The following is a 12,579-nucleotide window of genomic DNA, read 5'->3' as shown; positions in this document are numbered from 1 at the left end:
CGATGCAGACGGTTCTCTGGCGGTTGTTGCGCTATGCGCGCCCGCATTTCGGTGTGCTCCTGCTGGCCTTCGTCGGCATGGCGGCGGTGGGACTGACGACGGGCGCGTACGCGTATCTCACGGGCCCGGCGCTGCGCTTCCTGCTGTCGGGCGGTGAAGAAGGCTTCGCCAGTGCGCAGCGCGTGCCCTGGCTGGCGGACCTGCCTCGCGAGGCGGCCCTGTGGGGCTTCCCGCTGGTGATGGTCATCGTCGGCGCGGCGAAGGGCGTGGGGTACCTGGCGCAGTTCTATTTCATGGGCCTGTTCGCGCAGCGCGTGGTGAAGGACCTGCGGCGCGACCTGTTCCAGCGCCTCACCGCGCTGTCGCCCGCCCAGCTCGCGCGCGAGCGGATGGGCGACTTGCTCAGCCGCTTCTCCTCGGACGTCAGCGCCGTGGAAGCGGCGGCCATGTACACGGTGGGCTCGTACCTGCGCGACAGCCTCCAGGTCATCATCCTGGCGGGCGTGGCGCTGGCGATGAGCCCGATGCTGGGCGGCCTCATGTTGCTGGTGATTCCGCTGGCGGCGCTGCCGGCCTCGAAGCTGACGCGCAAGGTGCTCAAGCGCACGCGGGAAGGCCAGACGCAGCTCGGCAACCTGGCGGGGCAGCTCCATGAAGGGCTGGGCGGTCTGCGCACCATCCAGGCCTTCAACGGGCAGGACGCGGAGCTGGCTCGCTTCTCCGCCTTCGCGCAGGCGCACGAGAAGGCGGTGGTGAGCGCGGCGTGGGCGCGCGGCGCGGTGCCGGGGCTGATGGAGGTGCTGGCCGCGGCGGCGTTGGCGGGCGCGCTGGCGTATGCGGCGAGCGCGCGGCTGATGGAGCCGGAGGCGCTGCTCTCGCTGCTGACGGCGGTCATCCTGGTGTACCAGCCGGTGAAGGACCTGGGCCGGGTGACGCAGTTCGCGGTGCAGGCGGGCGCGGCGGGCGAGCGGCTCTTCGCGCTGCTCGACATGAAGCACCCGGTGGAGGACGCGCCGGACGCGGTGCCCGCGCCGCCTTTGTCCCGGGGCATCCAGTTCGAGGGCGTGCGATTCTCCTATGGAGACCGGCCCGCGCTGGACGGCCTGACGCTGGAGCTGAAGGCGGGGCAGGTGACGGCGCTGGTGGGTGGCAGCGGCGGAGGCAAGAGCACGGTGACATCGCTGCTGCTGCGCTTCGAGCGGCCACAGAAGGGCCAGCTCTTCCTGGATGGCGTGGACGCGGACCGGTACACGGCCACGAGCGTCCGGGCCCAGTTCGCGCTGGTGACGCAGGAGCCGCTGCTGTTCCACGGCACGGTGCTGGACAACCTGCGCTACGCGAGGCCGGACGCCACGCGGGAAGAGGTGGAGGCGGCGGCGAAGGTGGCGCACGCGGACGGCTTCATCCGGGCACTGCCCGAAGGCTATGACACGCGCATCGGCGAGCGGGGCGTGACGCTCAGCGGCGGCCAGCGTCAGCGGTTGTGCATCGCCCGCGCGGTGCTGGCGCAGGCGCCCGTGCTGGTGCTGGACGAGGCGACGAGCAGCCTCGACCCGGAGAGCGAGCGTGAAGTGCAGGCGGCGCTGGCGGCGGTCCTTCCGGGCCGCACGGCCCTGGTGATTGCGCACCGGTTGTCCACGGTGGTGAACGCGGACGTCCTCAACGTGATGGAGGCGGGCCGCGTCGTCGAGAGTGGCTCGCACGCGGAGCTGCTGCAGCGGGGCGGGCGGTATGCGGCGCTGTGGAGGATGCAGACGGAGGGCTCCTCGGAGCGAGGCGCGGCGTGAGCCGACTGACGGCAGTGGTAGGGAAGGGACTTCGGGCCGTCCTGGGACTGGTGCTGCTGGTCCTGGGCTACGCGGGCTTCTTCGCGCTCTCGGCGTCCATGGCGCGCTACCCGGTGGTGCACCCGAAGGACGATGCGCCCCGGTGGGCGCGAGGGGCCTTCCACGTCCACACCACGCGTTCGGACGGACGAGGCACGCCGGAAGAGGTGGCGGCGGCGGCGAAGGCGGCGGGCCTGGACTTCGTGGTGCTCACCGACCACAACGACTTCGCGCTCCGAGCGCCGGCCTACGTCCAGGGCGTGCTGTTGGTGCCCGGCGTGGAGATTTCGACGTCGGACGGGCACCTCGTGGCCTTCGGCATGTCGCGCCCGCTGGAGGGCATGCGCGCGTGGATGCCGCCGGGCGACGCGGTGCGCGCCGTGGCGGCGGCGGGAGGCACGGCGGTGCTGGCCCACCCCGTCCAGAAGCGCAACCCCTGGAAGGACGAGGCGAGTGCGAAGGAGGTGCCCGGCTTCGAGCTGTACTCGGCGGACACCTTCTTCCGGCACGCGGTGCGCAATCCGGTGAGCCGCTTGGTGCCCGCGGTGGGGGCCTCGCTGGCCAACCCGGTGCATGGCGTGATGGTGCTCGTCGCGCCGGAGCCGGAGCCCACGGCCCGCTTCCTGGAGTTGTCGAGTGAGCGGCCGCGCGTGGCGTTCTGCGCACATGACGCACACGGCCTGCCGCCGTACCGGGCCGTATTCGAATCCCTGGCCATGTACCTGCCACCGGAGCAGGTGCCCTTCCCGTTGTCCCCGGACGCGAAGGAAGCGGCGGAGCAGGTCAGCCGGGCCCTGGGCGGTGGTCAGTCCCTGTGTGCCTTCCGCGCCCTGGGGGAGCCTGGGGGCTTCGCGTTGGAGGGCCTGGACGCTGTGCGGCGTGAAGCGCATGTGGGCGACACGCTGACCGTCCGGCTCCCGGGGCTGCCCGACGCGGAGTCGGTGCAGGTGCGGGTGTGGGGAAGCGCCCGCCTGGGGGCGGACGGCCGGTCCGTCGAGCTGACCGAGCCGGGTGTGGCGCAGGTGGAAGTGTGGGTGCGGGCGCCCGGGCGCTTCTTCGGGACGGAATGGCGACCCTGGTTGGTGCCCAGCCCCGTGCGCGTGCTGCCCCGCGGGCCGGGCATCTGATAGACGGCGCGAAAGCCGCCATGCGCGTCCTCTACGTCCTCGCCACCTACCTGCTCTTCGCAGTCCTGTTCCCGGTGCTCGCACTGCACCGGAAGACGCGCCATGGGCTGATGGAGCGCCTGGGCTTCTATGGCCCGAACAGCCACCTGCCTCCCGGGGACGGGCCCATCCTCTGGCTGCATGGCGCGAGCGCCGGGGACCTGCTGGCCCTCTCGCCGATGTTCGGCCCGCTGCGGGCTCGCTTCCCGGGCTGCCGACTGTTGCTGTCGACCATGACGGACAGCGGCTATGCGATGGCGAAGGGCCGGCTGGCCAACGACATCGACGGGGTCGTCTACGTCCCCTACGACCTCTGGGGCGCGACGCGGCGAGCGGTCCGGGCCATCCGCCCGGACGTACTGGTGCTGGAGTACACCGAAATCTGGCCCAACCTCATCCGCGCGGCGAAGCGGGGTGGGGCGCGGGTGGTGATGACGAACGGGCGCTTCTCGCCCGCGAACGTCGGGAAGTACCAGACGCTGTTCCGCCTCATCGGCAACCCACTGCGGGATTTGGACCTCCTCCTGATGCGCGAGGAGGACGAGGCCGTCCGTGCGCGGCAGCTCGGTGCCAGGCCGGACTGGGTGAAGGTGACGGGAAACACGAAGTTCGACGCGCTCGCCGCGGGGCCGGTGCCCGAGGACGAGAACCTTCGCGCGGCGCTGGGCCTGACGCCGGGCGAGCGGGTGTGGATTGCCGGCAGCACGCACGATGGCGAGGAAGCCCAGCTCCTGGCCGTCTACGCCCGGCTCCGCGAGCGGTGGCCGGACCTGCGGCTGGTGATTGCCCCCAGATACGTGGACCGGGCGGCGCGAATCGTGACGCTCGCGCGCGAGGCGGGGCTGAGCGTGGGGCTGCGCTCGCAGGGCAATCCAGAGCGGGGCCAGGTCGTGGTGTTGGACACCATCGGCGAGCTGTCGAGGGCCTACCGGCTGGCGACGGTGGTGTTCGTCGGCGGCTCGTTCACGATGCGCGGCGGGCAGAACATCCTGGAGCCCGCGGGGCAGGGGAAGCCGGTGCTCTACGGGCCGCACATGGACAACTTCCGGGACAGCGTGGCGTTGCTGACGGGGAAGGGCGGGCTCCAGGTTCAGGACGCCGCGGCCTTGGAGCAGGCGCTCGTGTCGCTGCTCGAGTCACCGGAGCGGCTCGCGAGCCTGGGCGCCCAGGCGCTGGAGACGGTGGGCCGGATTTCGGGTGCCAGTGAAAGGAACGCGGAGGCGATGACGACGTTGTTTCCGCACGGGAGGCCGGACCCGCGATGACGCTCATCGTCCATCCGCATTTCCATCACCGCTACACGGGCGTGACGCGCCACGTGGAGACGGTGGTGCCCGCGCTCGTCCGGGATTCGGGCTCGGAGACGCGCGTCATCGGCTCGGGCCTGAGTGAGGGGCTGCCCAGAATCACCTGGCCGGAGCTGCTCCGTCGCCTGCGCCGCGAGCCCGTGGTGTGGCATGCGCACCGGAACAACGAGCTCCTGGTGGGCATGCTGCTGAAGCTGCTGGGCCGGGAGGTCCGCCTCGTCTTCACCCGGCACACCTCGATAGCGCCCAGCGGCTTCACCCGCTTCATCGCGAGGGGCGCGGATGCGCTCGTCTCGTTGACGAAGCAGGTCGCGGACGTCATCGCGCTGCCGTCCACGGTGGTCTCACATGGCATCGACCTCACGCGCTTCCACCCGCCCGAGGACCGGGACGCGGCATGGCGCAAGCTCGGCCTGGGCGGGCGTTACGGCATCGGCGTCATCGGACGCATCCGGAAGGAGAAGGGGCAGGGAGACTTCGTGCAGGCCATCCGGCCGCTCCTTCCCGCGCATCCCGACTGGCAACCCGTGCTGGTCGGGCTCGCGAAGGGGCCGGACCTGGACTGGCTGAATCAGCAGATGGCGGGCATCGAGGACCGCATCGCATTGCCCGGCGAGCAGTCCGTCATCGAGCCCTGGTACCAGGGGCTGAGCATCTTGGTGCACCCCTCGTACGCGGAGGGCTATTCGCTGGTGCACGTGGAGGCCATGGCCTCGGGTTGCTGCGTGGTGGCCTCGAAGCTGCCGTACCTGGACACGCTCATCGAACACGGCCGCACGGGCTTCTTCTTCGAACCCGGAGACGTCCAGGGCTTGCGCGAGCTGCTGGACATGCTGATGCGAGAGCCCGAGCGCGCCAGGGAGATAGGTCGTAACGCGGCCGAGGAGGCCCGGCGGCGGTGTGGCGTGGAGCACGAGGCGCGAGCCCTGGCCGACGTGTACCGGGTCACCGGGGAGCGCTGACTGGATGCGAATCCTCCACCTGCTCGCGAGTCCCTTCTTCAGCGGCCCGGCCGAGAACGTGGCGCTCCTGGCCCAGGCGCAGCGCGCCGCGGGACACGACGTCACGGTGGCGGTGGACCGCCGACGCAAGGAGGTGCTGGCCGAGGAACCCGCGGCGCCGCGCTTCGAGGAACTCGGTCTTCTGGACGAAGGGGGCTTGGAGCTGTCCGTGAAGTCCCCGCCGTGGCGGATGTGGCGCGACCTGCGCCGCTTGAAGGCGCGGACGGTGGACGTGGTGCACTCGCATTTCAGTCATGACCACCTGCTGGCGAGGTGGGGACGGCCTTCGGGCGCCATCCTGGTGCGCTCGCTGCACGCCCCGCGCTCATTGCGCTCCTCGCTCCCGGCCGCGGACGCCTACACGGTCCCCGCGAGCGCCCTGCTTCCCCGCCTGCTGGAGAAGGGCGCGACAGCCCAGCTACTGCCAGCCCTGGTGGACGCCCGGTTCCATCCGGTGCCAAACGCGCGGTCCCTGCGAGCAGAGCTCGGACTCGAAGGCACACCTGTCATCGGAATGGTCTCCACGTTCCAGCCTTCACGACGGCACGCGGTGGGGGTGGACGCCTTTGCCCTGTATCGGAAGCAGCGGCCCGGAGCGCGTTTGGTGCTGGTGGGGGACGGCGGCCTGCTGGAGCAGACGCGCAAACAGGTCCAGGACCTGGGACTGGCGGATGCCGTTACGTTCGCGGGCTACCAACAGGGGGACGCCTTCGCGCGGTGGCTGCGAGCGCTGGATGAGGTCTGGCTGCTCGGCCTGGGCAATGACTGGAGCGCCCGCGCGGCGGCCCAGGCCCGTGCGTGCGGCGTCCGCGTGGTGGCGGTGGACGAAGGCGCCTTGCCAGACCTGGCGGACGCACGGGTGGAGACACCGACGCCGGAAGCCGTGGTCGCCGCGGCGCTGTCCGACCAGCGAGCGCCCGTGCGGCATCCGACGAACGAGCAGATTGCCGCGGAGGTCCTCGCGCTCTACGCGCGAGCGAGGCGCACCGCGTGACATCTCCAGATGCCCCCACCGCCATCGAGCGGGTGTTCTACCCGTCGTCGCCGGAGCCCTGGGGCCGCCGTGCCCTGCTGTCGCCGCTCACGTTGCTGTCGTGGACGTATGCGGCCGCCGTGCACGTGCGGGGGGCGCTCTACGACGCGGGACTGCTGCGCGCGGAGCGGGTGGAGGGGCTCAAGGTCATCTCCGTGGGCAACGTCAACGTGGGGGGCACGGGCAAGACGCCCGCGGTGCTCCATCTGGCGGAGCAGTTGGTCCAAGCGGGCCGCAAGGTGGGCATCCTGACGCGTGGGTATGGCCGCGCCTCACGTGCGCCGCTGACCTTCATCGGGACGGAGCCGCTTCCTTCCTCGGGGCTCGCGGGCGATGAGCCGCTCCTGCTGGCGCGTCGCTGCCCTCAGGTCCGGCTCTTCGTGGGCTCGGACCGGGTCGCGAGTGCCTACCGCGCGCGGGACGAGTTCGGCCTGGACACGGTGCTGCTGGACGATGGGTTCCAGCACCGCCGCCTCGCGCGAGACGAGGACTTCGTGGTCGTGGATGAGTCCGTGGGGCTGGGCAACGGCCAACTGCTCCCCCGGGGGCCGCTGCGTGAGCCCCCTGCGTCGCTTCGTCGCGCAACGCTGTTCTGGCTGAGGGCGTCCGCCACGGCGCCAGATTCCGCTGCGCTCCCGCTCACCACCACGCACCCACTGGTGCCGACGGCCGAGACGTCGGAGCGCTTCTCCGACGCGCTCGACGGGTGGTTGCCCTCCAGCCCGGGGATTCCCAGGGTGAGGACACGTTATCGACCCACGGCCTGGGTGGACCCGGAGGGCAACCTTCATCCCGTGACAGCGCTCACGGGACAGCCGGTATTCGCTCTGGCGGGTCTTGCCCGGCCGGGGGCCTTCCTGAAGACCTTGCAGGGGCTCGGGACGGAGGTGCGCGACGCCGCGTTGTTCCCGGACCACCATCGCTTCACCGCAGACGAGCTGCGTGACGTCCAGGCGCGAGCGGCGCGGCAGGGGGCCCGGGTGGTGACGACGGAAAAGGACGCGGTGCGTCTGCCTCCGGGCTTCGAGGCCTGGATGGTCCGCCTGGGGGTCGAGGTCCTGGACGGCGAGAGCCATCTGCGGCGGGCGCTCGGGCTGGAGGATGCACCGCGCGGCTTGTGAGGTGGGGGCGCCTGTGGGACAAACCGCCGCCATGGCCGCAGTCTCGCCCGCTCGTTCGATGCCGTCGCTCGCCCGCCTGCCGCACGCGTTTGCCCGCCGCAAGGTGTTGCTGGTGGGCGACCTCGTTGCCGACCACTACATCTACGGACAGACGGACCGGGTGAGCCGGGAAGCACCCGTGCTCATCGTCCGCTACGAGTCCGCGGAGGTGAAGCTCGGAGGTGGCGCCAACGTGGCGGCCAACGTGCGAGCCCTGTCCGGTCAGGTCTCCGCGGTCGGCGCGCTGGGCCAGGACGAGATGGGCAAGGAGCTGCGCCGCCTGTGCACCGAGTCCGGCATCCAACTGGACGCGGTGAGCGGCCGCGGCATCGAGACTGAGACGAAGACGCGCATCCTGGCCGGTGGGGTGAGCACCACGCGGCAGCAGATGTTGCGGCTGGACCGGGGGCAGCGAGGCACGCTTCCCCCGAAGATGCGCAAGGCGCTGGCGCGGCAGGTGGAAGCCTCTGCCCAGGACGCGGACGCGGTGGTGGTGTCCGACTACGGCGCGGGTGTGCTGGGGGACGAGGTGCGCGATGTGCTGCGTCGCCTGGCCGCGGACGGCATGCCCGTGTGTGTGGACAGCCGCTATGCCCTGTCTTCCTTCTCGGGACTCACGGTCTGCAAGCCCAACGAGCCGGAGCTGGAGGCGCTCGCGGGGCGGCCCGTTCGGACCCAGGAGGACATGCTGGAAGCGGGGCACGCCGCGTTGAAGCGACTGGCGTGCCGCGCGCTCCTGGTGACGCGAGGCCGCCATGGCATGGCGCTCTTCGATGCGGACGGGGGCGTGGACCTCATTCCCGTCCATGGTGCGAAGGCGGCGGTGGATGTGACGGGCGCGGGAGACACGGTGATTGCGACGTTCGCCCTGGCGCTGGCCGCGAAGGCCTCGCTCGGCGATGCGGCGCGGCTGGCGAACGTGGCGGGCTCGTTGGTGGTGCAGAAGCCGGGCACCGCGACGGTGTCCCGCGATGAACTGCTCGAAGAGCTTCGGAGCGCGAGATGAGCACCCTCGAGAAAATCCAATCGCTCGCGAAGGTGGCGGCGGAGCGTGAGCGCTGGCGGGCCGAAGGGCGCACGGTGGCGCTGGCCAATGGCGTCTTCGACCTGCTGCACGTGGGGCACGTCCGCTACCTGGAAGGGGCGCGTGCCCTGGCGGATGTCCTCGTGGTGGCGGTGAACTCGGACGCTTCCACCCGGGCCTACAAGGGGCCCGGCCGGCCCTACATTCCCGAGGGAGAGCGGGCGGAGCTCGTCGCGGCGCTGGCCTGCACGGACCGGGTTATCGTCTTCGACGAGTCCAACGTTCGCGTCATCATCCGGGCGTTGAAGCCGGACGTGCACGTGAAGGGGACGGACTACACCCCGGACAGCATCCCTGAGGCAGATGAGGTCCGCGCCTATGGTGGGCGGACAGCCGTCTCCGGAGACCCGAAGGACCACAGCACCACGGACCTGGCCCGGCGGCTGGGCCGCGAGGGCACGAGTTAGCCGGTGTCATTCATGGCCGCAGAGGTGCGGGCCGTCCTGGGCTGCCCTCACTGCAAGGCACCACTTCGGGAGCAGGAGGCTCAATCTCGAGTCTCCTGCGAGCCGTGCCGCCTGAGCTGGCCAGTGGAAGAGGGAATCCCCAGGCTGACGCCCGAACAGGCGGTGGCTGAGCCTCCCGTGTCCGGGACGTGAATCCTCAGGAGGAGAGGCTCGCCGCGAACGCCCGGACCTCTTCGGCGGCCCGCTCCTCCAACCCCTGACCCCCTGCACCATCGACCAGGGGGGTGAGGTCCACCATGCGGTGGGGGGCGTACGCATGGCCCCATCGCTCCATGTCCATCCGCAGGAAGAAGGCCAGTGTGGGGGCACCCACCGCGACGGACAGGTGCATGGGGCCGGTGTTGTTGCAGAGGGTGAAGCCGGCCGCGCGCATCAGGGCGGCCAGTTCGTCTAGATTGCTCGCGGGCGCGAGCTCGGCGCCAGGGGCGGCCTCCACCACCCCGCGCGCGAGCGCTTCTTCCCCGGGGCCCCAGGTGACGATGGGGGTACGCCCCAGCGCCACCAGTGCCCGAGCCGCGGCGGCGAAGGCCGCGGGTGGAATCCGCCGAGGTCCCAACCGCCCACCGGGATTGATGACCGCGAAGGACTTCCCGGCCAGGGCGTCCAGATAGGCGCGGATGGCCGGGCCCACGGAGGGCTCGCGGAAGGACAATCCACGCGCCACCTCGCCGTTCGTGAGCGGGGTCAGCAGGTGCGTCCGTTGAACGGCTTCGTTCCGCGTGTCCGTGCGAGCGGGGACAGGCAGCGAGTGTAGACGGGACACAGGCCAGAGGTCGGGCCCGATGACGACGGCCTCGGGGCCCGCGAGCCGGGACACGAGCGCGCTCGTGACCGAGGGCGACTCCCAGTTGGCGCAGTCGACCACGACGTCGTACCGGGCACGTCGCAGCGCGGCGATGCCGGGGGCCAGGGGGCCCATCCAGATTCTGCGCCGGTCGAAGGGAATGATGACGTCCGCGTCCGGGTGGCCGTTCAGGACTCGAGCGACCTTCGCGTGCACCAGGACGTGGACCTCTGGCGCGGAAGGGAGGTGCGCCTTGAGGGTCCTCATCAGCGGGGTGGTGAGGAGCGCCTCGCCCACGCGGTTGTCGGGCCGCACGAGCAGCACCTTGCGAGGACCAGGAAGTGGGGTGCCAGGACGCCGCCGGCGGCCCGGGCGCCACAGGAGGGCGGACGCCACGAGCGCCAGTGCCAGCTTCGCCCATAATTCGAGCCGCTTGTGCCAGGACATCTCGCGGCGGGACCCTACACAGAACTGGGGGCGGTGCAAGCGCGCGGCTTGACCTCGGCCCCGAAAGCCCCTAGCAACCGCCCAATGTTGAAGAGCATGACGGGGTTTGGCGCGGGCCGCGCGCGCGTGGGGGACGAAGAAGTCTCCGTGGAGCTGCGCTCGCTCAACCACAAGTTCTGTGAAGTGAAGGTTCGCCTTCCCCGGGAGCTGTCGTCCCAGGAACCTCTGGTGTCCAAGCAGGTGAAGGACCGGCTTGCCCGAGGCTCGGTGGAACTGCTGGTGAAGCGGCAGGCCCCCACCTCGTCGGGGACGGTCCCCACCGTGGACCTCGGTCTGGCGCGGGAGTACGTGCGCGCGTTCCGGGAGCTGGCCAGCGAGCTGGGACTCCCGGGAGACGTCGCCTGGTCGCAGGTGGCGAACCAGCCCGGCGTGGTGCGCCTGGAAGAGAAGGGCGTGGAGCTGGACTCCGCCACCCAGGCGCTCCAGGCGGCCCTGGACCAGGCGCTCACGGCGCTGGAGAAGATGCGCCAGGTCGAAGGTGAGGCCATCTACGCGGACCTGGATGCCCGGGTGAAGCTGCTGGAAGGGTGGAGCAAGGAGGTGGCTCAACTCGCTCCGAAGGCCGTGCAGGAATACCAGCAGCGGCTGACCGACCGGATTGCCGAGCTCGCCAGTGGCGTCGCGGTGGACCCGCAGCGGCTGGCCCAGGAAGTGGCGCTCTTCGCCGAGCGCACGGACATCGCCGAGGAGGTCACCCGCCTGGCGAGCCACCTGGAGCAGTTCCGTGCCCTCATGGCCAGCAACGAGCCCGCTGGCCGCCGAATGGATTTCCTCGTGCAGGAGATGCACCGCGAGGTGAACACGACCGGCTCCAAGAGCCAGCACGCCGAGATTTCCGTGCGTGTGGTGGCGATGAAGGCCGAGGTCGAGCGCATCCGCGAACAGGTGCAGAACGTCGAATGAACGCGAATACCGTACTCCCGCCTGGCTTGTTGCTCGTGCTCTCCGCTCCTTCCGGGGCGGGAAAGACCACCCTTGCGCACCGGCTCCTCAAGGAGACGCCGGATGCGGTGTTCTCCATCAGCGTCACCACCCGGAGGCCTCGGGGAAAGGAGCGCGAGGGGGTGGACTACAACTTCGTCGACGTCGCGACCTTCCAGTCGAAGATCGAGCGCGGTGAGTTCGTGGAGTGGGCGGAGGTCCATGGCCACTTCTATGGAAGCCCCCAGTCGGTGGTGGATGAGGCGCGTGCTCGCAAGAGCGCGGCCATCTTCGACATCGACGTGCAGGGCGGGCAGGCCATCAAGCGCAAGCACGCGGATGCGGTGACCATCTTCGTGCTGCCCCCCTCTATGGAGGAGCTGGAGCGGCGCCTGAGGGATCGTCAGACGGATTCGGACGAAACCATCCGGCGCCGGATGCTGGCGGCTCGCTCGGAGATCGAGCGGGGCATCGCGTCCTACGACTACGTCGTCGTGAATGACGACTTCGAGCGTGCCTATAGTGAGCTGCGCTCGGTGGTGGTGGCGGAGCGTTGCCGGCGCGGACGTGTGGATGTGTCCAAGCTGGGCCTGGGAATCGGCGGCTGACCACCGCGGCGGAAGTGTTCGGAATCAAACTTCTTGCGCAGTCCGATCTCTTGGTGGATAAGCGGCCACACCTCGCCGCGTTGCGCGGGCGTCACACAGGCGTCCGTCGGGTGGCGCTCACTCACATGTCCCGTCTCCATCGGGAGCGGAATCAGGCGCGTGGGTGTTTTGGTTCTCTGAATGGCATTCAGATAAGACCGCGGACCTGGTCCGAGTCCCTCCTGAATGAGGAAGCTCGCCAGGTCCGGAGCGTTTGGAGAAGCTCCATGACAGGTCGACCGAAAGGTGCAGTAAACCAGCGGGCGGGTGGTAGGGGAGTGGGTAGCCATCTCAACGGGAGATGGAGCTGGGGTGTTCGGTCGGTCGTCAGGAACAAGACGTTCGAACGGTTGACAGGAAGTGCGGCGGTGATAGAAGCCGCGCCCCTCGCAAAGAAGCCCGCGCACTGGCGCGGAAGGTACTTCGGGCGAGTCAGTAGAAAACATGGAATACGGCGGTCAACGCAGTAGGTTGACAGGAGACGCGGTGGTGGTAGAAGCCGCGCCTCTCCGGAAGAAAGCAGCGGAAGCCACTGGGCGGCGCTGAGGACTCCGGAGGCCAGCAGGGCGGCGAAAAAGCAGCTTGATAAAAGACGCCGAACTGAAATAGAAGCTGACACCCCGCCGGACGAAAAAGACGGCGAGGCAGCAACGAAGAAGACAGTAGCAAGAAGTCG

At 70.0% G+C, this 12,579-nt stretch carries 11 protein-coding genes; 10 read left to right on the top strand and 1 reads right to left on the bottom strand.

Features of this window, described 5'->3' with window-relative positions; all coding sequences use genetic code 11:
- Positions 1 to 2 precede the first annotated feature (2 nt).
- The 8 genes from BHS09_RS23860 to BHS09_RS23825 are packed head-to-tail and all read left to right on the top strand — an operon-like array spanning position 3 to position 8,984.
- Positions 3 to 1,787 carry an ABC transporter ATP-binding protein gene (locus BHS09_RS23860; protein WP_140799144.1) on the top strand — a complete coding sequence of 595 codons (1,785 nt, stop codon included), beginning with the start codon at positions 3 to 5 and terminating at the stop codon, positions 1,785 to 1,787.
- Positions 1,784 to 2,953: a PHP domain-containing protein gene (locus BHS09_RS23855; protein ID WP_237079792.1), complete on the top strand. Its 1,170-nt coding sequence runs from the start codon at positions 1,784 to 1,786 to the stop codon at positions 2,951 to 2,953. The genes BHS09_RS23860 and BHS09_RS23855 overlap by 4 nt, the downstream gene beginning before the upstream one ends.
- A 20-nt stretch (positions 2,954 to 2,973) precedes the next feature.
- On the top strand, positions 2,974 to 4,257 hold the full coding sequence (locus tag BHS09_RS23850) for a 3-deoxy-D-manno-octulosonic acid transferase (protein WP_140799142.1): 1,284 nt from the start codon (positions 2,974 to 2,976) through the stop codon (positions 4,255 to 4,257).
- A complete protein-coding gene (locus BHS09_RS23845) occupies positions 4,254 to 5,261 on the top strand; it encodes a glycosyltransferase family 4 protein (protein WP_140793510.1) in 1,008 nt (335 codons plus the stop codon). Before BHS09_RS23850 ends, BHS09_RS23845 begins: the two co-directional genes overlap by 4 nt.
- Before the next feature lie 4 nt (positions 5,262 to 5,265).
- On the top strand, positions 5,266 to 6,294 hold the full coding sequence (locus BHS09_RS23840; protein ID WP_140799140.1) for a glycosyltransferase: 1,029 nt from the start codon (positions 5,266 to 5,268) through the stop codon (positions 6,292 to 6,294).
- Entirely contained in the window at positions 6,291 to 7,454 is a 1,164-nt protein-coding gene (lpxK, locus tag BHS09_RS23835; protein WP_140799138.1) for a tetraacyldisaccharide 4'-kinase, read from the top strand. Before BHS09_RS23840 ends, lpxK begins: the two co-directional genes overlap by 4 nt.
- Before the next feature lie 31 nt (positions 7,455 to 7,485).
- Entirely contained in the window at positions 7,486 to 8,499 is a 1,014-nt protein-coding gene (locus tag BHS09_RS23830) for a bifunctional heptose 7-phosphate kinase/heptose 1-phosphate adenyltransferase (RefSeq protein ID WP_237077377.1), read from the top strand.
- Positions 8,496 to 8,984: an adenylyltransferase/cytidyltransferase family protein gene (locus tag BHS09_RS23825; protein WP_140799136.1), complete on the top strand. Its 489-nt coding sequence runs from the start codon at positions 8,496 to 8,498 to the stop codon at positions 8,982 to 8,984. Before BHS09_RS23830 ends, BHS09_RS23825 begins: the two co-directional genes overlap by 4 nt.
- 196 nt (positions 8,985 to 9,180) lie before the next feature.
- Here BHS09_RS23825 and BHS09_RS23815 read toward each other — a convergent pair whose 3' ends face one another.
- Entirely contained in the window at positions 9,181 to 10,275 is a 1,095-nt protein-coding gene (locus tag BHS09_RS23815) for a glycosyltransferase family 9 protein (protein WP_140799132.1), read from the bottom strand.
- An 84-nt stretch (positions 10,276 to 10,359) separates the two neighbouring features.
- On the opposite strand from BHS09_RS23815, the gene BHS09_RS23810 reads away from it, so the two are divergent.
- Both BHS09_RS23810 and gmk read left to right on the top strand, forming a co-directional pair.
- The gene (locus BHS09_RS23810) at positions 10,360 to 11,238 is read left to right on the top strand and encodes a YicC/YloC family endoribonuclease (RefSeq protein ID WP_140793499.1); all 879 of its coding nucleotides are present in this window, start codon (positions 10,360 to 10,362) and stop codon (positions 11,236 to 11,238) included.
- The gene (gmk, locus tag BHS09_RS23805; RefSeq protein ID WP_140793497.1) at positions 11,235 to 11,864 is read left to right on the top strand and encodes a guanylate kinase; all 630 of its coding nucleotides are present in this window, start codon (positions 11,235 to 11,237) and stop codon (positions 11,862 to 11,864) included. Before BHS09_RS23810 ends, gmk begins: the two co-directional genes overlap by 4 nt.
- Positions 11,865 to 12,579: the final 715 nt, after the last annotated feature.

Source organism: Myxococcus xanthus (genome assembly GCF_006402735.1).
GTDB lineage: Bacteria > Myxococcota > Myxococcia > Myxococcales > Myxococcaceae > Myxococcus > Myxococcus xanthus_A.
Note: the sequence above shows the minus strand (reverse complement) of the source record. Positions and strands in the feature narration are given on the sequence as shown.

What these genes read in the sequence shown, in the direction of transcription:
- BHS09_RS23860 (WP_140799144.1), top strand. Translation starts at nt 3, where the DNA reads ATGCAGACGGTTCTCTGGCGGTTGTTGCGCTATGCGCGCCCGCATTTC.
- BHS09_RS23850 (WP_140799142.1), top strand. Translation starts at nt 2,974, where the DNA reads ATGCGCGTCCTCTACGTCCTCGCCACCTACCTGCTCTTCGCAGTCCTG.
- gmk (WP_140793497.1), top strand. Translation starts at nt 11,235, where the DNA reads ATGAACGCGAATACCGTACTCCCGCCTGGCTTGTTGCTCGTGCTCTCC.
- BHS09_RS23825 (WP_140799136.1), top strand. Translation starts at nt 8,496, where the DNA reads ATGAGCACCCTCGAGAAAATCCAATCGCTCGCGAAGGTGGCGGCGGAG.
- BHS09_RS23830 (WP_237077377.1), top strand. Translation starts at nt 7,486, where the DNA reads ATGGCCGCAGTCTCGCCCGCTCGTTCGATGCCGTCGCTCGCCCGCCTG.
- BHS09_RS23815 (WP_140799132.1), bottom strand. Translation starts at nt 10,275, where the DNA reads ATGTCCTGGCACAAGCGGCTCGAATTATGGGCGAAGCTGGCACTGGCG.
- BHS09_RS23840 (WP_140799140.1), top strand. Translation starts at nt 5,266, where the DNA reads ATGCGAATCCTCCACCTGCTCGCGAGTCCCTTCTTCAGCGGCCCGGCC.
- BHS09_RS23845 (WP_140793510.1), top strand. Translation starts at nt 4,254, where the DNA reads ATGACGCTCATCGTCCATCCGCATTTCCATCACCGCTACACGGGCGTG.
- BHS09_RS23810 (WP_140793499.1), top strand. Translation starts at nt 10,360, where the DNA reads ATGTTGAAGAGCATGACGGGGTTTGGCGCGGGCCGCGCGCGCGTGGGG.